This window comes from Paenibacillus sp. J22P90, from assembly GCF_059692195.1.
This window is the reverse complement of record NZ_JCAUAY010000016.1, coordinates 1-23,513: the sequence shown is the minus strand read 5'-3', so window position 1 is coordinate 23,513 and position 23,513 is coordinate 1. Positions and strand designations below refer to the sequence as shown.

19 protein-coding genes, 6 tRNA genes and 1 rRNA gene are annotated in these 23,513 nt (G+C 48.1%); 6 read left to right on the top strand and 20 right to left on the bottom strand.

Going from position 1 to position 23,513, the window contains the following annotated elements; genetic code table 11:
* Positions 1 to 4: 4 nt before the first annotated feature.
* The 8 genes from AC58UX_RS31030 to AC58UX_RS30995 form a co-directional block, all read right to left on the bottom strand.
* A complete protein-coding gene (locus tag AC58UX_RS31030; RefSeq protein WP_497259936.1) occupies positions 5 to 856 on the bottom strand; it encodes a DUF1444 domain-containing protein in 852 nt (283 codons plus the stop codon).
* A 149-nt stretch (positions 857 to 1,005) separates the two neighbouring features.
* Positions 1,006 to 2,715: a methyl-accepting chemotaxis protein gene (locus AC58UX_RS31025; protein WP_497259935.1), complete on the bottom strand. Its 1,710-nt coding sequence runs from the start codon at positions 2,713 to 2,715 to the stop codon at positions 1,006 to 1,008.
* Between the two features lie 79 nt (positions 2,716 to 2,794).
* Positions 2,795 to 3,826 (bottom strand): galactose/methyl galactoside ABC transporter permease MglC, encoded by a 1,032-nt coding sequence (gene mglC / locus AC58UX_RS31020; RefSeq protein ID WP_497259934.1) that lies wholly within the window; start codon positions 3,824 to 3,826, stop codon positions 2,795 to 2,797.
* A gap of 18 nt (positions 3,827 to 3,844) precedes the next feature.
* Positions 3,845 to 5,359: a sugar ABC transporter ATP-binding protein gene (locus AC58UX_RS31015; RefSeq protein ID WP_497259933.1), complete on the bottom strand. Its 1,515-nt coding sequence runs from the start codon at positions 5,357 to 5,359 to the stop codon at positions 3,845 to 3,847.
* A 155-nt stretch (positions 5,360 to 5,514) separates the two neighbouring features.
* Positions 5,515 to 6,591 carry a galactose ABC transporter substrate-binding protein gene (locus AC58UX_RS31010; RefSeq protein WP_436233985.1) on the bottom strand — a complete coding sequence of 359 codons (1,077 nt, stop codon included), beginning with the start codon at positions 6,589 to 6,591 and terminating at the stop codon, positions 5,515 to 5,517.
* Between the two features lie 118 nt (positions 6,592 to 6,709).
* Complete coding sequence (locus AC58UX_RS31005; protein WP_497259932.1) at positions 6,710 to 7,678, bottom strand: substrate-binding domain-containing protein; 969 nt, start codon at positions 7,676 to 7,678, stop codon at positions 6,710 to 6,712.
* 4 nt (positions 7,679 to 7,682) lie between these two features.
* Positions 7,683 to 9,416: a sensor histidine kinase family protein gene (locus AC58UX_RS31000; RefSeq protein ID WP_497259972.1), complete on the bottom strand. Its 1,734-nt coding sequence runs from the start codon at positions 9,414 to 9,416 to the stop codon at positions 7,683 to 7,685.
* An 80-nt stretch (positions 9,417 to 9,496) separates the two neighbouring features.
* The gene (locus tag AC58UX_RS30995) at positions 9,497 to 11,155 is read right to left on the bottom strand and encodes a response regulator (protein WP_497259931.1); all 1,659 of its coding nucleotides are present in this window, start codon (positions 11,153 to 11,155) and stop codon (positions 9,497 to 9,499) included.
* A 428-nt stretch (positions 11,156 to 11,583) separates the two neighbouring features.
* On the opposite strand from AC58UX_RS30995, the gene AC58UX_RS30990 reads away from it, so the two are divergent.
* Genes AC58UX_RS30990 through AC58UX_RS30980 form a run of 3 tightly spaced genes read left to right on the top strand, consistent with a single transcriptional unit; the run spans position 11,584 to position 15,047 of the window.
* The gene (locus AC58UX_RS30990; protein ID WP_497259930.1) at positions 11,584 to 12,540 is read left to right on the top strand and encodes an AAA family ATPase; all 957 of its coding nucleotides are present in this window, start codon (positions 11,584 to 11,586) and stop codon (positions 12,538 to 12,540) included.
* A 7-nt stretch (positions 12,541 to 12,547) separates the two neighbouring features.
* Positions 12,548 to 13,684 carry a DUF58 domain-containing protein gene (locus AC58UX_RS30985; protein ID WP_497259929.1) on the top strand — a complete coding sequence of 379 codons (1,137 nt, stop codon included), beginning with the start codon at positions 12,548 to 12,550 and terminating at the stop codon, positions 13,682 to 13,684.
* Positions 13,665 to 15,047 (top strand): DUF4129 domain-containing protein, encoded by a 1,383-nt coding sequence (locus AC58UX_RS30980; RefSeq protein WP_497259928.1) that lies wholly within the window; start codon positions 13,665 to 13,667, stop codon positions 15,045 to 15,047. The genes AC58UX_RS30985 and AC58UX_RS30980 overlap by 20 nt, the downstream gene beginning before the upstream one ends.
* Before the next feature lie 207 nt (positions 15,048 to 15,254).
* Here the strand turns inward: AC58UX_RS30980 and AC58UX_RS30975 are convergent, their stop codons facing one another.
* Positions 15,255 to 15,443, bottom strand: coding sequence for a hypothetical protein (locus AC58UX_RS30975; protein WP_497259927.1), 189 nt, complete (start codon positions 15,441 to 15,443; stop codon positions 15,255 to 15,257).
* A gap of 185 nt (positions 15,444 to 15,628) precedes the next feature.
* On the opposite strand from AC58UX_RS30975, the gene AC58UX_RS30970 reads away from it, so the two are divergent.
* Complete coding sequence (locus AC58UX_RS30970; protein ID WP_155993910.1) at positions 15,629 to 15,799, top strand: hypothetical protein; 171 nt, start codon at positions 15,629 to 15,631, stop codon at positions 15,797 to 15,799.
* Between the two features lie 102 nt (positions 15,800 to 15,901).
* On the opposite strand, the gene AC58UX_RS30965 is transcribed toward AC58UX_RS30970, so the two are convergent.
* On the bottom strand, positions 15,902 to 16,168 hold the full coding sequence (locus AC58UX_RS30965) for a zinc ribbon domain-containing protein (protein WP_497259926.1): 267 nt from the start codon (positions 16,166 to 16,168) through the stop codon (positions 15,902 to 15,904).
* 216 nt (positions 16,169 to 16,384) lie between these two features.
* Here AC58UX_RS30965 and hprK point away from each other — a divergent pair, with 216 nt between their 5' ends.
* Both hprK and AC58UX_RS30955 read left to right on the top strand, forming a co-directional pair.
* Positions 16,385 to 17,299: an HPr(Ser) kinase/phosphatase gene (gene hprK / locus AC58UX_RS30960; RefSeq protein WP_497259925.1), complete on the top strand. Its 915-nt coding sequence runs from the start codon at positions 16,385 to 16,387 to the stop codon at positions 17,297 to 17,299.
* Positions 17,300 to 17,383: 84 nt separating this feature from the next.
* Positions 17,384 to 18,316: a hypothetical protein gene (locus AC58UX_RS30955; protein ID WP_497259924.1), complete on the top strand. Its 933-nt coding sequence runs from the start codon at positions 17,384 to 17,386 to the stop codon at positions 18,314 to 18,316.
* 57 nt (positions 18,317 to 18,373) lie between these two features.
* On the opposite strand, the gene AC58UX_RS30950 is transcribed toward AC58UX_RS30955, so the two are convergent.
* From AC58UX_RS30950 to rrf, 10 genes are all read right to left on the bottom strand, one after another.
* Positions 18,374 to 20,395 carry a transglycosylase domain-containing protein gene (locus tag AC58UX_RS30950; protein WP_497259923.1) on the bottom strand — a complete coding sequence of 674 codons (2,022 nt, stop codon included), beginning with the start codon at positions 20,393 to 20,395 and terminating at the stop codon, positions 18,374 to 18,376.
* A gap of 126 nt (positions 20,396 to 20,521) precedes the next feature.
* Positions 20,522 to 21,400: an aldo/keto reductase gene (locus AC58UX_RS30945; protein WP_497259922.1), complete on the bottom strand. Its 879-nt coding sequence runs from the start codon at positions 21,398 to 21,400 to the stop codon at positions 20,522 to 20,524.
* Positions 21,401 to 21,475: 75 nt separating this feature from the next.
* On the bottom strand, positions 21,476 to 22,675 hold the full coding sequence (locus AC58UX_RS30940; protein ID WP_497259921.1) for an MFS transporter: 1,200 nt from the start codon (positions 22,673 to 22,675) through the stop codon (positions 21,476 to 21,478).
* A gap of 143 nt (positions 22,676 to 22,818) precedes the next feature.
* Positions 22,819 to 22,892 (bottom strand) — tRNA-Pro (locus AC58UX_RS30935).
* Positions 22,893 to 22,910: 18 nt separating this feature from the next.
* Positions 22,911 to 22,987 (bottom strand) — tRNA-Arg (locus AC58UX_RS30930).
* Between the two features lie 11 nt (positions 22,988 to 22,998).
* A tRNA-Gly gene (locus tag AC58UX_RS30925) sits at positions 22,999 to 23,073 on the bottom strand.
* Between the two features lie 43 nt (positions 23,074 to 23,116).
* Positions 23,117 to 23,196: transfer RNA gene (locus AC58UX_RS30920), tRNA-Leu, on the bottom strand.
* Positions 23,197 to 23,215: 19 nt separating this feature from the next.
* A tRNA-Lys gene (locus AC58UX_RS30915) sits at positions 23,216 to 23,291 on the bottom strand.
* A 7-nt stretch (positions 23,292 to 23,298) separates the two neighbouring features.
* Positions 23,299 to 23,375 (bottom strand) — tRNA-Met (locus tag AC58UX_RS30910).
* A gap of 30 nt (positions 23,376 to 23,405) precedes the next feature.
* Positions 23,406 to 23,513 (bottom strand): 5S ribosomal RNA (rrf, locus tag AC58UX_RS30905); the annotation flags it as partial.

Genomic DNA, 23,513 nt, shown 5'->3' with positions numbered 1-23,513 from the left:
TCGATTACCCAATATTCAGTAAATGAAATGTTCCCTTCTGTACCCAATAAATCTGGTCAGATACTGGCTTAGGCATCACCAAATAGCTTCTGCGAACAACATCAACAAACTTTGCTTTCTTAGCCAATCTGATGGCAGTAACCTCTGAATCGATCGCTTCCGTTGAACGCATGACAAGCGTCTGTTTCCGATTCGTAAAGGCAATCAGAAAATTCTCTGGCATATATTCCTGTATCCAACCCGGATTCAGAAATTGGCACTCGAAGGGAAAAGGATTGTCTATAAACACATCAACCGTACAGGTTTTCTTAGCTGGGCTTGCCAGCACTAACCTTGGCTTTGTCCAACCCTCAGACCTTAGATTGCGGTATCCGATTCTCTTGACCTTCTCCTCCGTTAGCATTGTATTCGCTTCTAACATACTCCTAGTCACAATTTTGTTATTCTCCGTCTTGATCTCAAGAAAAAGAACACGCATACCTGGAATAATCTTGTCCGTGATCATATCCAATCCTTTACCCGCTTCTTCTACATATCGTTTATCCCGAAGTACTGGATAAATATACGAAGAATCAAGCTTCATGACTGCATCTTGATTACTGCAATACTCAGTAACACCTAGTATGCCATTCAAATAAGCGATCGCTATATTTATGTCTCCTGAATTATGATAGGTTTGAAATACACTGTGAAGACTGACTATCATCTCCTCCTCACCTGCTTCCATAATACTCAACAAAAGAGGTTCATTTACAGGGTCTTTCTGCTGGATTAGCATGCCTAAACTTTCTTCAAAATGCCTAATCATCATACAAGCAAACTCTTCAGGTGTTTCATACAGCAATGCTTGCCTCATTGTTCTGCTTCCTCCTTGTAAAGGCAGTTGAATGCAAAAACCCCTGACTAGCAGACGTATAAACTACGCTTGCCAGACAGGGGTGTGCTTCACCACCATTTAATTACTCCCATTATACTATATTTGTAAAAATATGGGTAGTATTTTCCTCACACCCGAAACCGCCCAATCAACCCCTGCAGCTCCGCAGCCATGCTGCTCAGCACCGTCGCGGAGGACACGATCTCCTCCATGCTCGCGTACTGGCCCTCGATGTTGGCGGAGACGTTCTTCGCTCCCGCGGCGGTCTGCCCGGCGACTTCGTCGATGGCGCGAATCACGCCCACGGCGACGAGCGTCTTCTCGGAGATCGCCTCCGAGCAGCCAGCCACTTCCTCGATCTGCCGAGCGACCTCGTCCATCGCCGAACGAATACGCCCAAACGTCGCTCCCGCTTCGCCGACGACCCCAAGCCCCGTCTCCACCTCGCGGCTGCCCGCTTCGGTGGAGCGCATCACGTCCCTCGTCTCCTCCTGGATACTCGTGACGAGAGAAGCCACTTCCTCCGCCGCTGCGCCGGTCTGCATGGATAGCTTGCGGACTTCCTCCGCAACCACTGCAAACCCCTTCCCCGCGGCGCCAGCACGTGCCGCTTCAATCGAAGCATTGAGCGCCAGCATGTTGGTCTGGCGCGCAATACCCGCGATCATCGCGTTTGCAGCCACGATCTTCTCCGAACGCTGACCCAATCTTTCTACAGAAACAGCGAGCTCCTTCATCTTTCCATAAATAGCCTGCATCTGCGTTACCGCTGTATCAATCGCCACCGTGCCTTCCCCGGCCTCTTGCTGGGCGAACAAAGACTGCTTATTCGCCGTTTGTGTCACACTGGCAATTTGCGTAACCGCGGCTGACATTTCTTCCATGATGGCAACGCCTTGATGTACACTGCCCACCTGCGCGTTCGTGCCTTGCGAGATCACCTGCATCGTGCCTGTGATCCGCTCCGATAACTCACTAACTTGATTGGAATTCGCACTAAGCTCTTCTGACGCTGAGGCTACTTGTTCCGCACTATGGCCAACTTGGCGAATCAAGCCGTGCAAATTGCCTTTCATCTGATTGAAGGCAGTCGCCAAGTCACTCAGCTCGTCGCGGCTTTTTACCCCAACATCGCCTACAGATAAATCACAATTCGCGATTCGATCAGCCGCTCTCACCATCATTCGTACAGGCTTTACAATCGAGCGCGACACGAAGATACCCAAAGCTAATGCGAATACTAACGCCGCGCCACTCACCCAAATTAACGTCCTAATCGTGGATACAACGGTCTTATGATTTTGAGCTGAAGCATCTGCCTGGATGACGGCCTCGAGCTCTTCTATTTTAGCCGCCGCTTGAGTCAAGGTTTCCGTAGTTGGAATCGCCCACTGCATGGCTTCCGCCTTCGCTAGCGAGGTGTCTCCTTTTTCACCATAAGCAACCACTTTTTGAACCAGCCTCGCAAAGGTTTGATTCGCCTCCAGCATTGCCCCGACTGCGGATCGCTCCTCCTCATTCCCATTGGCATCTTTCATTTTACTGATGATCGAAGAGAGCTCCCCGTTCATATCCGTTAAACGCTTTTCCCTGTCTTTCGTCGGGTCCAGCACATACCCAAACAATAAGCTCGTTTGCATCAGAGTTTTTTCTTTAATCTCAGCGACATCCTGAAGCAGTCTCACGTTCTTATCGAGCAGTTCGGTATAAGAGTTGTCCACTTTTTTAATATAGATATAAGATAATCCACTGGTAATCCCAACGAGCAAAGAGACGAGAACAAATGCCCCCACCAATTTCGTTTGTAAAGAAATAGCCCTGCTGTGATTAGTCTTCATAGTCCTACCTCCTTTTACGTAAACGCTTACAATTCTTCCAATAAAAAAGGCTGCCGATAATTTCGACAGCCTGCACTACTTACTTCGAATTCATATATTTCCGCATATCAAACGCTACCGCAGCAACGATGATCACACCTTTGATAATCAATTGCCAGTACGGGCTGATACCGATAAACGTCAAACCGTAGTTGATAACGCTGAAAATCAATACCCCAGCAAGAACACCAGGAACCGTTCCGATACCACCAGAAGTCGATACACCACCGACGACGCAAGCTGCAATCGCATCAAGCTCGTACATGTTACCATAGTTGTTCGTTGCTCCACCTGTTCTAGCTGCTTCAAGCACCCCTGCAAGTCCATAAAGTGCGCCAGCAATCGCGTAGATGTAGATCAAGTAACGATTTACGTTAATACCAGATACGACAGCGGCGTGAATGTTTCCGCCAATCGCGTACATATATTTACCAAGCTTCGTTTTGTTGAAAACAATCCATACGATAACGGAAACAACGAGCGCGAAGATAACGATATATGGAATGGAATATGTGGAGCTGGAACCAATTGCGCCAGTTCCCAGGCTGCCAAAGTCCGGTCTCAAACCACCGATCGGTTGGGATTGGTTCGGTTTCATATCAAAGTACAAGGAATTCGCACCATACACGGCAACCATCGTACCTAACGTGGCGATAAATGGCGGGACTCGGAACTTAGCAACGACAATCCCGTTAATTAACCCCACTAATAAACCAGCTACGATCGCAATCGCAATTGGTACAATCATCGGTAATTGCGGTAAGTCTGGAAAAAATCTTCTGCCATACTCCTCGGTTTGGAGCATGGATGCGGAGATTACCGCGGATAAACCAACGATGCGCCCTGCGGACAAATCCGTTCCGCCTGTGATCAGAATGAACGCTGCCCCCAACGCGATAATGACACGTGTGGAAGACTGCAATAAGATATCACGAAGGATACTTACGGATAAAAATCGTGGATCATAAATCGCGATCCCAATAACTAGAACAACTAGTACGATGTAAATAGCATATTTAGTAATGAACCCGCTAAAGTCTCTGGATTTCAATGTTTCTGTCTTGGTAGTCATAGTTCTAGGCTCCCTCCATTATGCCATATGCTGTGCAGCAAGGCGCATAATCTCTTCTTCTGTTGCTTTTTTTCCTTCTACAATGCCCGTAAGACGTCCTTCACACATAACCATAATTCGGTCTGACATCCCAAGAAGCTCGGGCATTTCAGAAGAGATCATGATAATACTTTTTCCCTGCTTCGCAAGGTCAGCAATGATGGAGTAAATCTCAAATTTCGCTCCTACGTCAATTCCCCGAGTCGGTTCATCAAGCAAGAGTACATCCGGTTCAGTCAGCAACCATCTGGCCAGCAATACCTTTTGTTGGTTACCACCAGATAGATTCTTAATCAGTTGATACATATGAGGCGTTTTAACACGAAGCTTCTCGATACTTTCTTTAACTTCTTTTTTACGCTTCGCTTCTTGGATAAATCCAAATTTCATGTATCGATCCAAGTTCGCAATGACCGTATTCTCAAGAATAGATAACACTGGGAAAATCCCAGTAACGCGGCGTTCTTCCGTCAGAAGCGCAATTTTATTCTTAATCGCATCGATCGGCGACTTCATTTTCACTTGTTTTCCATGAATGGAGATGGTCCCTTTGGTTGTTGCTCTTAATCCGAACAAAGCTTCGACAAGTTCTGTCCGCTGCGCGCCTACAAGACCGCCAACACCTAAAATCTCACCCTTTTTCAGCTCAAAAGACACATTCTTGAATGATTTAGGAACAACCGAAGTCAGGTCCTCTACCTTCATCAATACGCCTTCAGGTACGTTACTGCGCTCTGGGAAGCGCTCCTTCAAATCACGTCCAACCATCTTCGAAATAATCATATCTGTGGTCAGTTCAGATGATGCCCATGTACCAATCTTAGTACCATCGCGCATAATCGTTACTTCATCCGAAATCTCAAGAATTTCTTCCATTTTATGTGAAATATAGATGATCGAAACACCGCGGCTTTTCAGGTCGCGAATAATGCGAAACAACTGTTCAACCTCATTACCCGTAAGCGATGAAGTCGGCTCATCCATAACAATGATTTTCGAATTGAAAGATACTGCCTTAGCAATTTCAATAGATTGCACTTTGGATACCGATAGCGTACCAACAAGTGTATCCGGATTAATATCCATTTGGAGTTGTTTGAACAAACTCTCTGTGTCTGTACGCATTTTTTTATGGTCCACTAGTTTCAAAGGTCCGATCCCTTTTAGCGGAAATCTGCCTAACCAAATGTTCTCCATCACATCGCGATGTGGAACAGGGTGAAGCTCTTGGTGAATCATAGAAATACCGTTTGCTAACGCATCTTTGGAGTTCGTAATCGAAGCTACTTCTCCATTAAGCTTTATTTCTCCACCATCGGGCTTGTAAATACCGAACAGGCATTTCATCAGCGTCGATTTCCCCGCTCCATTCTCTCCCATCAGCGCGTGTACGCTTCCTGGACGAACTTTGAGGGTGACGTTATCCAGCGCTTTGACGCCGGGGAACTCTTTGGAGATTTGATTCATTTCCAATAAATAGTCATGTACAGTCATGGTAACTCCCCCTACAGCTCACGATAATCCCCACAAAGTGAAGCCTTTATTCGAAGCTTATTTCTCTTTATCTTGGCACGGGTTTATATTTCCAAAAAAGGAAGGCAAAAGCGCGATTGTTATTCACATATCGCCTCTCTTGCCCGTACTTACAATTACTTCGCTTCGTTCATGTTAGCTTTTGTGATTTTTTTGTAGGAAATCCAAACATATTTACCATCCGTTACATCATAGCCAGTCGTTTCTTTGCTTGGTACTAGACCATTTGCAAGAGCTGCTGCTACGCTTGTTGTTGCTGCACCTTGGTTTTTCGCATCGTTTAGTACTGTTCCTAGAAGCGTTCCATCGCTAAGTGCTTGTAGAGCTGGAGCTGTTGCATCTACACCAACAACTGGAAGGAATTTGTTGTCTTTGAAATAGCCTTTTGCTTTCAATGCTTCGATTGCACCAAGCGCCATGTCATCGTTGTTCGCAAGAACAGCTTCGATTTTGCTTTCGCTGGAAGCTAGGAATGCTGCCATTTTCTCTTGACCTTTAACACGGTCCCACATAGCTGTATCTTCTGCTACTTTTTCTACGCCCATACCAGCATCTGTAATCGCTTGGATGGAGAACTTCGTACGAAGCTCAGCATCTTGGTGTCCTGGCTCGCCTTTAAGCATAACGTATTGGATTTTACCGTCTTTGTTTTTGTCAGCTTCTGGGTGAGCTTTGAAGTAGTCAACCAATAGTTGGCCTTCCATAGTACCGGATTGTTCAGCTTTAGCGCCTACGTAGTAAACTTTGTCCCATTTCTTCATATCGTCAGCAAGTGGCTCACGGTTCAAGAAAACAACTGGGATGTTAGCTGTTTTAGCTTTATCGATGATTACGCCAGCCGCTGTACGGTCAACTGCGTTGATGGCAAGTGCGTTCACTTTTTTCGTGATGAAAAGGTCAACTTTATCGTTTTGTGTTGGTTGGGAGTTTTGGCTGTCTACGATATCAACAGTCGCTTTATCTTTTGCTGCATCAGAGATCGCTGCACGAACACCAGACATGAACGTATCGTCAAATTTATAGATCGCTACACCGATTGTTGGTTTTTTACCAGCTGCTGGAGCTGTCGTTGCTGCTGCACCTGTGGAAGCTGCTGGAGCTGTTGATGCTGCTGGAGTTTCTGTTTTATTTCCACAACCTGCAACGGTTGCCACTAGTGCGCCTGCTACGGCAAGTGTAAGTAATTTTTTCAAAGTAAGACCCTCCCTAAAAGGTATGTTGTTTGTTTACATTCCTTACTATAATGGTTCAAAGAACATAAACAAATGCAATATCCTCATGTCTTCTATCGAAATTCTCATCACTTTTTCATCACTTAATAAAAGGAAATAGCAGTTTTTGATTGTCCGACCAGAACATATTGCTCAAATCAATCGCCTTAATCCCAGTTTCCACGCGCTTGGGCACACTTTTACCCTCAACAGCTTCCACAGCACTTTTCACACCCAAATAGCCGATACTAAATGGATTTTGAATAATCGTCGCTTGAATAATCCCCTCTTGCAGCAGCTCCAATTCCTCAGAGGTACTATCAAAAGTAATGATTTTCACCTTCTCTTGTAAATTCCGATTCTGAACCGCGCTGGCAACGCCGCTTGAGGAAATTTCATTCAGTGCTACAATCCCATCCAGCTCGGGATGCTTATCAATGATCTTATCCGTCAGCTGAGCAGCCAGGTCCCGATCCGTCATGCTGTACGCCTTATCGATCACCTGAACGTCGGGGTATTTCGCTAATTCGTCCAACAGTCCTTTTTCCCGCAGTTCGGTATTACGCTCTCCTGGCTTAAAGCTCACGATCGCAATTTGCCCGCTCTTCCCGATCAGCTTGATCAGTTGTTTCCCTGCTAATTGACCCGCTTCGTAATGATTCGCACCGATAAAGCTCTGCACGCGCTTCGTCTCAACCTCAGAGTCGATCGTAATAACAGGAATATGCGCCTTATCCGCTTCATCAACGACCGCAGACAGCTCCATATAATCATTAGCCGCCAACACAATCGCATCTGGACTACTAGAAATGGACTGCTCCATGAGAGCAATTTGCCCCTTCACATCTGCTTCATCGCCTGGTGCTCGGAAGTCCAGCGCAACATCGAACTCCTTCGCCGCGACCTCTGCTCCTAACTTCACCGTCTTCCAATAGTCGCCTTCTTGACTGCGGAGAACGACCTCCAAATGCTTCTTCTGTTCCGTAGGCATCGTTTCGACACGCTCTGTGCAAGATGACATGGAGAGCAAGGCGATAAGCACGGCAATCATCATGGGTTTTATTCTCATCGACCTATTCTCCCTCCCCATCGAGTAAGGCTGGAATCGTAATCGTGACGATTGTGCCTTCTTCAAGCTCACTAGTCACATGAACCCCATACTCCATGCCAAAATACAGCTGTATCCGCTCATGCACATTTCGCAGTCCGACCCCCGAGCCTTTGTCACTTTTCACCTGACCCGCGATAATATTCTTGAGCGTTTCCTCCGACATGCCTACCCCATTATCGCGAATCTCGAACACAATTTTGCCCTTTTCCATCGTGACAGACAGCTCTATAAGCCCTTCGTCCACCATATACTCAATGCCATGATAGAGCGCATTCTCCACAAAAGGCTGCAGAATCAGCTTGAGCGTTTTGTAGGGAAGCACCTCATCTGGGACGCGAATCTCGTACTCGAATTTATCCTTATAGCGCATTTTCTGGATAATCAAATAGTTGCGAATATGCTCGATCTCTTCCCCAATCGTAATAATACTTTTCCCTTTGCTCAGCGAGATCCGGAAAAATTTTGATAGCGACGTGATCGTCGTCACGACCTCCTCATTCCTCCCGTTACCAACCATACGAACGACCGAATTGAGTGTATTGTATAAAAAATGCGGATTAATCTGCGATTGCAGAACCTCCAGCTCGTTCTTTCGCTTAATCTCCTGCTCTTCGATACTCTGATCCATCAGCTCGCGTACACGGGATACCATCAGATTGAATCGCCGCGACAGCTGCTCAACCTCATCCGCACCACGAACATGAATATAGGTGTCAAAATGTCCTTTCTCCACCATCTCCATCGACTTCTTGAGTCGTTTAATTGGCTGTGATATACGCGCGGACATGAAGGAGGAAATCAACAAAATAAAGAGCAAAACGATCACGAGCAGCCAAATCATAAACGTGGAAATTTCCTTGCGCGTCGTCACCATTTCATCCATGTAGGAGACCCCGATAATTTTCCAGCCGATATTATTGACTGTCCGTACAACGTTTAAGCGTGACTCACCCTCACTTACATCCATATAGCGGCCATATGAAAATTTGAGCGCCTGCTCCACATTCTCATATTTTAGCCCAATATAAATAAGCTGCTGCTGCGGATGGTACACAATGCTGCCAGCCGAATCGTCGATGATATAGACATACCCCTTCTTCCCCAGCGAAACCGTGCGGAACACATCGTCCAGCGTTTTGAAATTAATATCCACCAAAATAACCGCATCCACCATGTTCCCATTCTGCTCGATCGTGACCCCTTTACTCATGGAAACTACCCACTTGTAAGGATCTTTGAATAGGTTCTGGATATGCGGCAAGGAAAAAGTGAGATGGTTCGGGTTGTCGAGGGCAGATCGAAACCACGGCTGCTCGAGCAGCCGTGTATTTTTGCGCATCTCTGTCGAGGGCACACCCGTGACTAATCCGCCATCCGCGGTAAAAAGATGAATAGACACAATATCCTCACGCGTACTCGCGATGGTGTCTAGCTGTTCAAGCAGCTTGTCCGACGGGATGCCGCGGCTCCTTGCAATTTTAGCATCCACGACCTCAAACGTATCCGACATCCCCTTGATATACTGCTCCAGGTTGAATTGTACCTGCTCAATGACCTGTGCAGTATTCAGAAAGGCGCTCTCTTCTGCCGTTTTGGAGAACTTGTTATAGAGGACTAAGGACACGACGAGCATAACCGTCACGGTAATAAGGATGAATGACAACGTAATCGTAAACTGAATACTTTTAACCCGCATCGTGTCGAGTATAACGTTATATAAAGCCCTTAGCAGCGCACTCACTCTGCGTTTCAAAGCGATTCTCCCCTTTCTAGTTGCTACAGCCCTTTGGCGCTGTTATTGCGATACTCCTTTGGGGAAACGCCAACATTTTTACGGAACGAGAAGCTGAAATAATTCGCATCCGCATAGCCCACCTTCTCCGCGATCTCCAGCGCTTTCATATCTGTAGAACGCAACAGCTCTTTCGCAGCTTCCATTCGAATATGGTTCAGATAGTTCACGAAGGTCATTTTCGTCTCTTTTTTGAAAATAGAACTGAAATACCCCGCGCTGATATGCAAATGTCCGCACACCTTGTTGATGTTGATATCGCCCTCATGATAGTGGCTTTTCGTGTAATCCTTCGCTAAATCTACGAGGTTTTTGTACGTGTATTGACGATCTGTTGCAATATGATTCATCATGCCCGCGCACAGCTCGGCCAACCAATGCTTCGCCTCCTCCAAGGAAGTGAACTTATTAATTTCGGTAAAAGGAATAAAGCTCTCACCAAATACCTCATCGACATTCAGATTAGAGTCCTTCGCTGCTTTCAGAATGCACGTAAGAATTTCAAGCAAATAAATTTGATAATCCTTGACCGACACGCCAGCCTCGATACCCTGAAAAAGCTCATCAATCGTCTCCCGGATCTCTTGTATCGTGCCTACCTTGATACAACGTGTCAACGCGTGCTCCTTCACATCGTCAAACCGAATCTTATCAACGCTGCGCTTCTCCACATCATCAATATAAATCATGCGATTGCTGCCTAGAATGAGTCTGTAGTCGAGAGAAAGCACCGCATCTTCATACGAATAGCTGATTTTCGTGACATCCTTCATCACACTGCCGACCCCAACCGTCAGGGTGAATTTCAAATATTTTTCAACACTCTGCCGAATTTCTTCCAACACCCGCATCGTTTCTTGCAGCGCCGCTTCCTTGTCTCTATTCTCTCTCGCCGCTAACAACACAACCTGATCATTATGCATAAAAACAAGGCCTAGTCCGCGCTTATTCGCTATTTCCTCGGTAATATTTAAGAGGGCAAAATATTTCAACGCCTGATCCTCGGAATATTTCAGTGACAGCGACTTCGAGATCTCTTCTCGATTCTCCGAATCCTCTTCCGAAATAAAGATTCCATCGATGCTCAAAACAGCCACCACATAGCTATTTCCACTGAGCTCAATCCCATAGTTCGCTGCCTTCTCAAATACCTCGTCCCGCGGAAGCTTGCGATTCATTAATGTCGCTAAGAAATTCTCCTTCAGCACAGGCATGCTTTTGCGGTAATGCTCCTTCAGCAGCTGCACATCCTCACGATGCGCAACCTCCTCTTGGATGTGTCCTTTTACTTTCAAAAGGGCATTCACCAGCTCCTGCGCGGAAAAAGGCTTCAGCACATACTCATCAATATGCAGCTTAATGGCCCGCTGAGCATACTCAAACTCATCATGCCCTGTCAGGATGATGAGCTTTATGGTGGGAAAGCGCTCTCTAATTGCTTCTGCGAGCTGCAACCCATTCATAAACGGCATCTGAATGTCCGTTACGACGACATCTGGCTGCAGACGCTCCACCATCTCCAGCGCTTCTTTCCCATTCTCCGCCTTGTCGACGACTTCAAAGCCAATCGCTTCCCAATTTATTTCACGGACGACACCTTCGCGCACATCCTCTTCATCATCCACCAACAGCAGCTTGTACATGCCTGACCTCCCAGGACTCCCCATTTTAGCAACAACGTTCATCGTATTTCTAATTATCACCACCATTGTACTCACTGGCTACCCAATATACAAATGGAAATCGAGAGGTGCGAGAGAAGTGCACGAGGAAAGGTTGGTAAAAATACCCTGTCGAGTGTTAAAATTAGGATTGAGGATATGTAAATCCTGACACGTCTACATCTTTAACCGGATGAACCACATGGTTACTCCAGATATGGAAACAAATAGAAACCGAATGGGAATCCACATACCCAACCCACCCCGACAACGATAGGGAACCTCAGTGCGCTAAGACTAGCCAAAATTAGCAAAATAGCGGAACGACGTTCCCTATGCCCGACGAGCATCATCTCAGATCACAGAATTGCATTCATTCGCATCATACATTATTTAGGAGGTTAACCATTTTGAATATCGCACCTATTGCACGCATCGCATCCCTGATCAAAGAAAATGTTGGACACGTTATTATAGGCAAGGACGACACCGTCGAGCTCTTGGTCATCGCGCTGATCGCCTCTGGCCACGTGCTGCTCGAAGATGTGCCCGGCACTGGCAAAACCCAGCTGGCCAAAGCGCTAGCCCGCTCCCTCGACGGCTCCATGAAGCGGATCCAGTTCACGCCTGACTTGCTGCCGTCTGATGTAAGCGGCATCAATTTCTTCAACCAAAAGCTTGGCGAATTCGAATTCCGCCCAGGCCCACTCTTCGCTCACATCGTGCTCGCCGATGAGATTAACCGCGCGACGCCGCGCACACAGTCCAGCTTGCTGGAGAGCATGGAGGAGCGCCAGGTCAGCATCGACGGGGAAACGCGCAAGCTGGAAGCGCCGTTCCTCGTCATCGCCACGCAGAACCCTGTCGAGAATCAGGGGACCTTCCCTCTGCCGGAAGCACAGCTCGACCGCTTCCTGATGAAGCTGTCCCTCGGCTATCCGACGGCAGCCGAGCAGGTCTTGATCTTGCAGCGCTACCAGCAGCAGGATCCGCTGGATCAGCTGCTGCCGGTCGTGAGCCGCGCGGAGCTGCTCGAGGCGCAGCTGCAGTTCACGCAGGTGCGCGTCAGCGACGACCTGCTGCGCTACATCGTGCAGCTCGCGGAAGCGACGCGCACGCATGCGGATGCCGCGCTCGGCGTCAGCCCGCGCGGTGTTCGCGCCTTGATGAAGGCGGCGCAGGTATACGCGGCGCTGCGCGGCCGCGATTATGTGCTGCCGGACGACGTCAAGGCGCTGGTTGCGCCCGTCTGGGCGCATCGCATCCTGCTGCGCACGCGCTCACGCCAGCAGGATCAGCAGGTGCTTGCGCTGCTGACGAGCGTACTTGCTGCTACTCCCGTTCCAACGGAAGTGAAAATAGGGTAACGAACGGATGAGCATAAGCTGGATTGTAATCATCGCTGCCGTTCTATTCCTCCTCCAGTTTCAATTTTTCGCCCGCTGGGGGTTTCGCGGACTCCGCATTGAACGAACCTTCAATACGACACATTGCCATGTCGGCGACGATATTGTCATGATCGAAACGATCGTAAACCGCAAGCTCGCACCAATTCCTTGGCTGCGCCTGGAGTCAACGATTCATGCGGGCCTCCGCTTCAACCAAATGAATAATCTGGAAGTGAGCAGCGGCTCCCTTTTTCAAAATCACCGCAGCTTGTTCAGCCTCATGCCTTATACCCGTATCGTGCGGCGCCATGGTGTACATGCAGCCAAACGCGGCTGGTACAAGCTGGAAACGATTGCAGCGACCATGGGCGATTGCGTCGGTTTGCAAGCAGCTTCGACCACACATCGCATTCATGTCGAGCTGCTCGTATATCCGCGTTTGGTGAATCGCGATGACATCCCGCTTCTTTCCAGCCGTTGGCAAGGCGACGTGACGGTTCAGCGTTGGATTATGCCTGATCCGTTTCTCGTTTCGGGTGCCAGAGAATACCGCTATGGCGATACGATGAATAGCATCCATTGGAAAGCTACAGCGCGCAGCCAGCGTCTTCAGGTCTATAACCGGGAGTTCACCGCCGATCCTCGATTACTTATCGTCGTGAATAGTCAAGTGACCGCAACGATGTGGGATGCTGTTACAGACCCTGAACTCGTCGAAAAAGCGCTCTCCTACGCAGCCACTCTAGCCGAACATGCGGTAAGCCGTGGGGTTCCTGTTGGTTTTGGCTATAACGGTTGGCTGCTGAATGAGCCGGGGATTCCCGTTTACTGCGCACCTGACGGTGGCTGGTCGCAGTTAGAGCATCTTTTTCAAACGATGGCGAAGCTCGCGATCTCTTGTGCCCGCTCCTGTGAGGACTTTCTCGATTATGGTATCGAGGTAGAAGGGGAAGCGCTGGACATCATTCTGCTGACAGCGTTCGTTTCCGATGGCATCACCCGCAGCATCGAACGACTAGAAGCATTAGGACATTCCGTCTTCATTGTTCCGTTAGATCACAACCTTCTTGACGTCATCAGTGAGAAGGAGGCGGCTCCATCCGATGCTCAAGCCCTTGCTTAATCCAACGAATTCTCGGTCAAATCGTCTTTATAATTTCCTTCGCACATGCGGCTTTACATTCCTATTCGGTTGCGCCGAGCTTGTTATCTTCGCCCCGTTAGTCACGTTAGCTCAAGTCTATGTGGCTGATAGTATGCTTGTACTAACTTGTATCCATCTGCTGCTCTGCTTCATAATCGGCGCCTATTTCGGACAGTTCAACTGGCTATCTCGAAAAGGTTATGAGCTCCTAATCTGCGCTGCTATAGGATATGCATTATCTTATTTATTTCAAATGGATCCTTTGCACGTCGCTTTATGTGCGGCAATCGGAGCCCTGCTCGTCTATCGAGGGATTCGGTACACCAAGGATGGGTGGCTCTACCTTTATACCACCGGCATATTTGTGATCTCGGGTATTATGTATTTCATTGGTGTTCCCATCATGACCCGTATGGAGCATATGCATTCGTATAAAATAGCCTTAAACGGACTCGGATTCGCTACCCTGATCCTATTTTTCTTTATAATGAATCGCGCTCAGCTCCTTAGCGCTACCTTAGCAGGTAACGATCGTGCTGCTGCCTCATCGCTGTCTCAAACCGTGAAACGCTCCAGCCGCATTTGGCTGATCGGCTTTATTGCCGTTATCGCTGCGGTTGCTTACTTCCAACAAGTGAAGCAGATCTTGCTGCGCATTCTCCGTGGCACCTTAGCTTGGCTGCTCGGACTGATGTCATCTGATGCTCCACCTGAAGTACCTGAAACCAGCCCTTCGGCGCAACCGCCTATGGTAATTCCGCCAGCTGAACCTCATGAACAAGGCTGGTTTGGCATGCTCTTGCAGGTGATTGTGCAAATTGTCGGCTATATCCTTGTGATTGCACTTGTTTTAGCCTGTCTCTATCTGATCCTGATGAAGCTCGCACCAGCCCTACTCTCGTTCATTCGCCGCTTCTGGAAGCAGTCGTTACGACGCGATCAAGGCTATGCATCCGAGGGCTATACCGATGAGAAAGAAGCCCTTCTCGACTGGAGAGAGCTTCCCAATGTATGGTGGCAAAAAGCAAGTTCCAAACTGTGGCCTTCTTCCGTTCGTGAGCCTTCTTGGTCACAGCTGCCGAACAATCAGGAACGGATCCGATACCTTTACCGTTTACTGATTGGGCAGGCTGGTAAGAGCGGTTATACCTTTAAGCGCTCGCTTACCCCCAACGAAACAGGCTGGGAGCTCACGCATCAAACACAGCTTACAGAAGCTTCGGTTCACGCACTTACCAGTGCCTATAATCGTGTCCGCTATGGACGAGAGTCTATTTCTGACGAGCAGCTTGCTCAGGTGCTCCAGACCATCGATCCCAGCATACGCAATCAGCTAAAATGAGACAGCCAACGGAACGTCAGTTCGCTATTTGACCGAATTAGCCTGTTTTTCCAGTGAAACGGAACGTCAGTCCGCTATTTCATTCATTTAGGTCAAAATATGCCTAAATTACGAGCAAATAGCGGATCTACGTTCCTCAATTTTGCACAATAGCCCATTTTCCCAAAAATAGCGTACCCTCGTTCCGCTTCCAGCCGTTTCGTACCCTCACATTAAAAAAAAAGCCCCCGGATACACCAACTCGCCTTTCAACGGTGGGACGCCATCCCCTTCTTTTAACTCATACACCATAAATACATCTTCAGGCACCTGAAACTGCTTCAATTCAAACCCGCATGCCCCTGCTGGCTTAAATCCGAATTTGGGCTCAATTTGTTCCATTCTAACTTGAAACATACAATTATTCTCCTCCGTTTACGAGACAAGCCTAAGTAAAAATGCGATCCTATTTTCACCAAATGGAACCCAATGGGCGCGCTCTTTTCTGTGCTATGAAAGCATTTTGAAAATAAACGTCACATACTTTCAAAACTTCGCATATACATAATTGTTTGAATACATTCGATTGAGGTGGTTTTGAGATGTTAGCATTAAAAACCGGATCAGAAAAAGAAGAAGTACTGCACACGCTTTACGAAATGGGCTTGGATCAAATCGCGAGATGGATCCTCGTATTACCTGAAGACAGGTGGGAAAGCATGTTTCTCTCAACATGGCCAACACTTGCCAAAAAATGCGGCTTTCACAGATAGCTGCTTTTACATACAGAGAGGTGGATGCGAAAAGGAAATAAATTGAGAAAACGCTCTGCACCAACATGGTACAGAGCGTTATTTGTGACGTTATTCTTACGACTAACGGGAGGACCACCTTTTTAGCTTCGGAATATTTCTGGTGAATAGTCCCGTAAGAAACCGGGGGAAACCGAACTCCACCATCTTCTCCTTCACTCGTTCCTTCATCTGCTCCGCCGTTATATCTGGCAATGTAAACGCGCCATCCTGATAGCAATGACTGCAATACATCTTGCTCTTGGCACCTGACTTCTCCGTACCTCCGCCATGCTCATCACGCGCAAGAGGCATCCCGCAACTTTGACAGTTTTTGTATGTAGCTTCCATAACTCTATTCAATCCCCCTGCTGCTTTTTCTCTAATCATATCAACATAACTTACAAAAGCAATGAGAAAAACCGATAAGCTGATAATATGCTATTTATAAGGAGTTCAAGCGCTTTCATAGCAGGATTGTTAATACCATTAAGAGAATCTAGTAAAGGTAGAAATGTATATTACTATTCCCACATAGTAAGCACAACTCGAAGGAGGATCTCCCGTTTGAAGCCTGTTACTGTAAAAGACTTAGTTGACCGCTTTTCTCTCGAAATTCTCGCTGGCCATACGGAGCTCCATCGCCCTATTACCAAAACCAAGGCACACCGCCCAGGGCTGGAATTTGTCGGCTATTTTGAATATTTCCCACAAGCACATGTACAGCTATTAGGTCGCAAAGAAATTACCTACTTGCATAAACTCAGTGAAAATGAAAGAAATTTGCATATAGGTAATATTGTCAAATACCATCCGCCTTGTTTCGTCGTAACGAGAAATCAGGAAGGCTTAAAATACTTAACGAAATACTGCGAGGAAGAGAAAATTCCTCTTCTTCGTACGGGTGCTGCAACGAGTAAATTTCAGGACTTAGTCGATTTATATTTGAGTAAATCACTAGCTCAGGAAATTGCCGTCCATGGCGTTTGCGTCAATGTTTCGGGGATCGGTATCCTGCTACGAGGGAAATCTGGTGTTGGCAAAAGCGAAACAGCCCACACACTGATCCGCAGAGGCCACCGACTTGTCGCCGATGATATTGTGGTGCTGAAGAAGATTAGCCCTGAAACACTGCTCGGTACGCACAATGGCAAAACGAAGGAATTCCTCGCGCTGCGCAGCGTTGGACTCATTAACGTCTCGCGGCTCTATGGCCGCAAGGCTTTTCAAGACGAAACACGCATCGTGCTCGATATTGAGCTAACGAAGTGGCAGGAGCATGCTCTGAACAATGATCTGGAGCTGGAACCGACTTTCACTGACTATATGGACATTCCGATACCACATATTGAAATCCAACTGCAGCCTGGGCGCGATGTCGCCGGTCTGATTGAAGCCGCTGCTAACAGCTGGTATTTGCGTCAGCAAGGCTATAGCGCAGCTGAGGAATTCATGCAGCGCCTACAGTCGGATAACGACTAGTTTCCCCATCTTTTGTAAGTAGATTGATATGTACCGTCCTAAAACCTCCCCTAACTGCGAAAGTTGTTAGCGGAGGTGTTTTACATGTTAAAACGCATGAAACTAATTATTGCTGCTGCACTTGTAGCTACCCTGATGCTCTGTGGTTGGACAGCTTATGCTTCAACGTCATCCAACTCAGCGACGTCAACGACCATTCATGGCAAACTGTCAGCCCTGACCGCCGATACGCTTACTTTACATACGGATGCTGGTGATCAGACCCTTCCATTAGCTTCATCCGTCTGGGTGTATCTTAATGAGCAGAAAGCTCAGCCGAGTGATTTAAAGGCCGGGGATGAGATTGAGGTTATTTTAAATAACAAAAAACAGGTAGCTTACGTAAAAGGAACATCCGAAACCGTGGTTGCTCCATCAACAGCACCGTCTCCTACTCCCGTTCCAAGTGTGCAGCCTGCTCCTGTCGTAGAAGCACCTAGCCCATCTGCTGAGCCAACGGCTACTCCTGCGACACAGAAGGACAACAAGCCTGTAGCGACGCCGTCAGAAAACAAAACTGACTTAGCGGATCTGGATGTCAGCGTGGATGGGCAGCATTTTAACCTGCATATCAAGCAAAATAAGGGATCGCAGATTGATTTACGAATCCAGTCTCCGCATGCAGGCAATATTCACCTAACAGGTGCTCAAGCCCAAGCTTGGATCGCTAATTTGCTTGGTTCACTTGACTTAAGCTCCCCTGATGCGAAGAAGCTTCTTGGTCAGCAGCTTGCCAAACAGTACAATCTCGATGCTGCTAAATTGAATGTTCATTTAAACATGCATGCCAAAGATCGTGATGATGATAAAAATGATGACAAAGATCGTGGCAAAGATAATAACAAAGATAACAACAATAGAGAAATCAACAAAGACAGAGATAAGACGATTGAAAAAGGCAAAGAAAAAACGGATGATAAAAACAAAGATAATCAGAAAAACGAGAAAAATCACGGTAACGACAACAGACGCGACTAATTAAAAAAACCAAAACAAAGCCCTCGTAATCCTTCTTCGGATCTCGAGGGCTTCTTTCTATCTGTCCTTTTCTTTCCCGTGTCCTTTACTGTGTTCAGGCGGCTTTTTAGGCCCCTTATCCTTATCAGGCTTCTCGGGTGATATATCCCCATAAGGCGGAGCAGCAGGGCCTTCCTTCTGAGGCTTTTCTACCACACTCATTGGGATATCAAAAGGAACAACAGGTGTTTGAGCTAAGGCTCGACTCAATATTTCCCGGAATAATACAGCAGGCACCGCACCGCCTGAGGTGGTTAAATAATGCGCCGCATCGGTTCGGTCATATCCGACCCATACCGCAGCCGTCAGCTCCGGTGTGTAGCCGACAAACCAAGCATCCTTGGCGCTTCCGCTGCCAATCCCCTCAAATTCCTTCGTTGCTGGCAGCTGTGTCGTACCGGATTTCCCGGCAACGGGACGGTTCATGGCCGCATTTTTCCCAGTACCTTGTGCGACGGCTGTCTGCAGCATCGCTGTCATGGCATTCGCTGTTTCCGCCCGCATCACGGACAGCCCCTGCCCTTTCGCTTGAACTAGTAGGTGTCCATCGCTGGTCTCGATCTTAGAGATCAGGTGTGCAGGATTCATAACTCCCTTCGCTGCAAAAGCACTAAAAGCCTGCGCCATCTGCAGCGGTGAAACTCCCTCCGAAAGCCCGCCTAGCGCTATCCCCAGCTGCCTGTCTTGTGTCGGTAGACTTATCCCCAATGACTTCGCAAACTGCAAGCCATTGTCGATGCCGATTTCATGTAAAAGCCAGACCGCTGGTATATTCCATGAAGAAGTAATCGCCTCTTGCATCGATACCTGCCCCCTCGACTGGTGGTCCCAATCCTGAGGCTGATAGCCTCCGATATTAAGCGGGCCATCAAACAGCATAGAGGACGGCTTGTAACCTCGCTCCAATGCTGGTCCATAGACAACGATGGGCTTGAAGGCTGATCCTGGCTGTCTTTTTAACTGGGTCGCACGGCTGAAGCCTCGAAATACCCCCTCACCTCGCCCACCAGCTAGAGCCCTAACGCCGCCTGTCCGCTGATCGACCAGAACCGCCCCGCTTTGAATCAGCTGATCTGGCTTACTGCTTGGAAATAGGCTGTCATTGCTGTATACCTCAGTGACTGCCTTTTGAACGGCAGGATCGAGCTCTGTCGTAATACGCAAGCCGCCAGTCAGCAATTGTTCTTCGGTAAACCCATATAGGGTCACCGCTTCCTCAATCACCGCATCCACATAGGCGCGATATCTCCCTTTCGCCTCATTCGTATTGACCGTCTTCACGGCTCCAAGTGGTAAAGCAGCAGCTTTCTCATACGCTTGCTCAGATATTTTGCCTTCCTTTTGCATCAGCTTAAGGACCGTATTCCTGCGCTCCAGTGCCTGCTCCTCATCCTGAAAAGGGGAATAATGGCTTGGCGCCTTAGGCAATGCAGCCAACACCGCAGCCTCTGGCAAGGTGAGGTCTGTCACATTTTTATTAAAATACGTATTCGCGGCCCCCTGGACACCCCAACTGCCTTCCCCGAAATAGATCTTGTTCAGATACATTTCCAAAATGTCATCCTTACTGTAATTGCTCTCAATTTTGATGGCATAAGCAGCTTCACGCAATTTACGACCTACCGTTTTATCCGCAGTAAGAAACAAGTTACGTGCTAACTGCTGCGTAATCGTACTAGCCCCCTCAGAATAGCTGCCTTTCAGCACGTCGCGGGCAACAGCACGGAAGATCGACTTCACATCTACACCTTTATGATCATAGAACCGTCTATCTTCCACGGCGACAATGGCATCGACCAACACCTGCGGGATTTCCTTAAAAGGAACAGCATTGATTCTTGACGCGGACAGCTCAGATGCCATTTGCCCATTCTTATCGAGCACAACAGTTGTCTCGGGAAGCGGCTGATTCAATAGCGACACATCAAGTCCTTTTATGTAAAAATAGCTCATTAACGCCATGCTCCCGCCCACGACTAGGACTGCTGCAACACAAGCTTGCCAGAAGCGTCGAGGTACTGCTTTTAATAATTTAAACATATTCATTCCTCCTAACGTACCTCATAGCTATTCGTAGAGCCCCTCCACTAAGTGTCGTATGTGTGCAAATGGACACAAAAAAGCCTTCAACCCACAATCGGGTGAAGGCTCCTCCTATTGTTCACATTAAGCGATCGACGTCGGCGCTCCAAAAACGCTCGTATACCCGCTAATCCCGCTCAATATCCGCTCCACGTCATCTTTGTTCATCGAGCCATAGCGCTCGACCGCATCCACGATCTTAGGAAATAAATGCACATCCCCTGCGCTCGCAAATCCACACACGCTTGGGAACGATAGCACGAAGTGCACACATGCATCGATAATCTGCTGCTGATCAAAAGGCTCATACCACGTCGCATACGGACGCTCCGCCCCTTCTATCCACGGTGCTTTCGCAATGGCTTTGATGACCCGAATCGCAGTCTGCTGCTTGTTCGCTTCCTCCATCAGGGCATCTACCGCCTCACGATACTCTGACAACCCGTACATATAGTAGTTCAACGGGAATAGGATCGTAGCGAATGGAAACCTGCGCAAGGCCTCCAAATGTACAGCAGGCGCCTCATGCCCATGACCTGTAATACCGATCTCTTTCACAATGCCCTCGCTTTGCGCTTCTAACGCAGCTTCCAACGAACCACCCTTGGTCGTACAACGGTCCAATTCCTCCATCGATCCAACCGCATGCAGCTGCAGCAGGTCTACTGACGACACCTTCATTCTCTCCAAGGAACGGTAGATTTCTTCCTTTGCTTCTTTTTTCGTTCTTTGCCCTGTTTTGGTAGCTAAAAAAATGTCATTCCGCACCCGGCTAATCGTCGGGCCCATCCGTATTTCTGCGTCTCCATAGCTCGCCGCTGTATCAAAATGCTCGACGCCATGCGCTAACGCGTAGGCGATCGAGGCATCGGCCTCTTCCTGTGTGACCTGACCAAGACTAGCTGCTCCAAACATCACAACAGAGGTTTCCTTGTTCAAACGTCCTAACGTTCTCTTCAACATTGCTGATTGCTCCTTCTGTGTTCAAGTTTGTGTTCACTTGTATCTTGTATTAACCAATCTATCCCCGTTAAAACCTCAGTCAGCCGATATCTGTTTCATTTGCTTTCTAAGATTGACCTGCAGCAAGCCAGCTGCTACGAGCAGCGAGCACCCCGTTAATAAAAATACGGAGTGGATCCCCACCCAACCGCCTAGAAATCCGCCAATCAAAGGACCGATCATCATGCCCAATTGATTTGACGTTTGATTCAAACTCATCGCTCGTCCACGGAAGTCAGCATCTGAATATTTTACAATAAGGGCACTCAGTGCTGGATAGACCGCGGCAAAAAACAACCCATAACTGAAACGCAGCACCCCAAATGCGACTAAATGATGCGTTGCCAGCTGCAGTAGATTACCAATACCGCCGCCGATTAAGCCGATGAGCAGTGTTTTGTCATAGCCGATTCGCTGCCCGATAATGCCCCACCTTGACCCCATGATAACGGTCGCAACGCCTGCAGCCGAGAAAATAATGCCCGAGCTCAGCGATGCCCCCTCGGCGCTTCCTCCGATTTGCACCACATAGATGGTTAAAAGTGGTTCCAAAATCATCACCGAGGTCGCCACTAACAGGGTTAATCCAAAAATGGATAATAACCGCTTATTCGCAGTCGCTTGCTTAATGTCCTGAAACACACTTGGACGTGCGCCTGCTTTCTTGTGATGCACTTCCTTTACACCGACTACTGCAATGACAGCCGATATCAGTACAATGAAACCTGACGCTAAGAAACACTCTCTCGTCCCGACCCAGTGGCTGAGCATACCGCCAAACAGGGGTCCTAGAATGCTTCCCGCAGCCGTCGCCGTTGACATGACACTCAGGGCATAACCAACGTGCTTCTCCGGTGTGTTCGTGCTGACCAAAGCCATCGATGCAGGGATGTAGCCCGCCATAAGGCCTTGCAGTACACGGACTATAATAAACGTATAAGGATCATTCACGAAATAATTTAAAAAATAAACAGCACTTAAGCTCAGCCCTGAGCGCAGCAGCATCGGTTTCCTGCCATATTTGTCCGCTAGAGAGCCCCAATAAGGTGCGATGAGCGCGCTCGCCAGAAAGCTCACTGAGAACGTAATCCCTGACCAAGCCTCCAAGCCGCTATGTATACCTAAGTCTTCCTGCAAAAATATAGGAATAAACGGGATCGAGAGTGTGTACGCCATCGCGCAAAAGAATGCTCCAATCCATAAAATAAATAGATTCCTTCTCCAGCGTATTTCCATGTAGTAACCTCCTCTTCCTTGTCTACTATACACCAATGGAATCTTGATGCCCAGAAAATAGTAAATCCGGATAACCTGCGGACAAACGAAAAAAGCATAGAATCTATCAGCTTGAAGCTGACATTCTATGCTTTCTTTCTTGATCGGGACGACACGATTTGAACATGCGACCCCCTGCTCCCAAAGCAGGTGCTCTACCAAGCTGAGCTACGTCCCGATACATTTGTGATAAAAATGGCGCGCCCTGAGAGATTCGAACTCCCGACCTTTTGATTCGTAGTCAAATACTCTATCCAGCTGAGCTAAGGGCGCTTAATAAAAAATGGAGCGGAAGACGGGGATCGAACCCGCGACCCTCGCCTTGGCAAGGCGATGCTCTACCGCTGAGCCACTTCCGCATAGGGATCCCCAAGCCGTAAAGTACGACTTGGGGATGTTTGATGCGCGTAGAGGGACTTGAACCCCCACGGTCACCCGCTAGATCCTAAGTCTAGTGCGTCTGCCAATTCCGCCATACGCGCATACTGTAAATAAGGCAAATGGTGAGTCATGTAGGATTCGAACCTACGACACCCTGATTAAAAGTCAGGTGCTCTACCAACTGAGCTAATGACTCAAATCATTGGTTGCGGGGGCAGGATTTGAACCTGCGGCCTTCGGGTTATGAGCCCGACGAGCTACCGGGCTGCTCCACCCCGCGTCATAGATCAAAGTTTCCAAAAAGGAAACTGCTTGGCAACGTTCTACTCTCCCAGAACCCTGCGGTTCAAGTACCATCGACGCTGGAGGGCTTAACGGTCGTGTTCGAGATGGGAACGCGTGGGTCCCCTCCGCCATC

What these genes read in the sequence shown, in the direction of transcription:
- AC58UX_RS31030 (WP_497259936.1), bottom strand. Translation starts at nt 856, where the DNA reads ATGAGGCAAGCATTGCTGTATGAAACACCTGAAGAGTTTGCTTGTATG.
- AC58UX_RS31025 (WP_497259935.1), bottom strand. Translation starts at nt 2,715, where the DNA reads ATGAAGACTAATCACAGCAGGGCTATTTCTTTACAAACGAAATTGGTG.
- mglC (WP_497259934.1), bottom strand. Translation starts at nt 3,826, where the DNA reads ATGACTACCAAGACAGAAACATTGAAATCCAGAGACTTTAGCGGGTTC.
- AC58UX_RS31015 (WP_497259933.1), bottom strand. Translation starts at nt 5,359, where the DNA reads ATGACTGTACATGACTATTTATTGGAAATGAATCAAATCTCCAAAGAG.
- AC58UX_RS31005 (WP_497259932.1), bottom strand. Translation starts at nt 7,678, where the DNA reads ATGAGAATAAAACCCATGATGATTGCCGTGCTTATCGCCTTGCTCTCC.
- AC58UX_RS31000 (WP_497259972.1), bottom strand. Translation starts at nt 9,416, where the DNA reads ATGCGGGTTAAAAGTATTCAGTTTACGATTACGTTGTCATTCATCCTT.
- AC58UX_RS30995 (WP_497259931.1), bottom strand. Translation starts at nt 11,155, where the DNA reads ATGTACAAGCTGCTGTTGGTGGATGATGAAGAGGATGTGCGCGAAGGT.
- AC58UX_RS30985 (WP_497259929.1), top strand. Translation starts at nt 12,548, where the DNA reads ATGAGCATAAGCTGGATTGTAATCATCGCTGCCGTTCTATTCCTCCTC.
- AC58UX_RS30980 (WP_497259928.1), top strand. Translation starts at nt 13,665, where the DNA reads ATGCTCAAGCCCTTGCTTAATCCAACGAATTCTCGGTCAAATCGTCTT.
- AC58UX_RS30975 (WP_497259927.1), bottom strand. Translation starts at nt 15,443, where the DNA reads ATGTTTCAAGTTAGAATGGAACAAATTGAGCCCAAATTCGGATTTAAG.
- AC58UX_RS30970 (WP_155993910.1), top strand. Translation starts at nt 15,629, where the DNA reads ATGTTAGCATTAAAAACCGGATCAGAAAAAGAAGAAGTACTGCACACG.
- AC58UX_RS30965 (WP_497259926.1), bottom strand. Translation starts at nt 16,168, where the DNA reads ATGGAAGCTACATACAAAAACTGTCAAAGTTGCGGGATGCCTCTTGCG.
- AC58UX_RS30955 (WP_497259924.1), top strand. Translation starts at nt 17,384, where the DNA reads ATGTTAAAACGCATGAAACTAATTATTGCTGCTGCACTTGTAGCTACC.
- AC58UX_RS30950 (WP_497259923.1), bottom strand. Translation starts at nt 20,395, where the DNA reads ATGTTTAAATTATTAAAAGCAGTACCTCGACGCTTCTGGCAAGCTTGT.
- AC58UX_RS30945 (WP_497259922.1), bottom strand. Translation starts at nt 21,400, where the DNA reads ATGTTGAAGAGAACGTTAGGACGTTTGAACAAGGAAACCTCTGTTGTG.
- AC58UX_RS30940 (WP_497259921.1), bottom strand. Translation starts at nt 22,675, where the DNA reads ATGGAAATACGCTGGAGAAGGAATCTATTTATTTTATGGATTGGAGCA.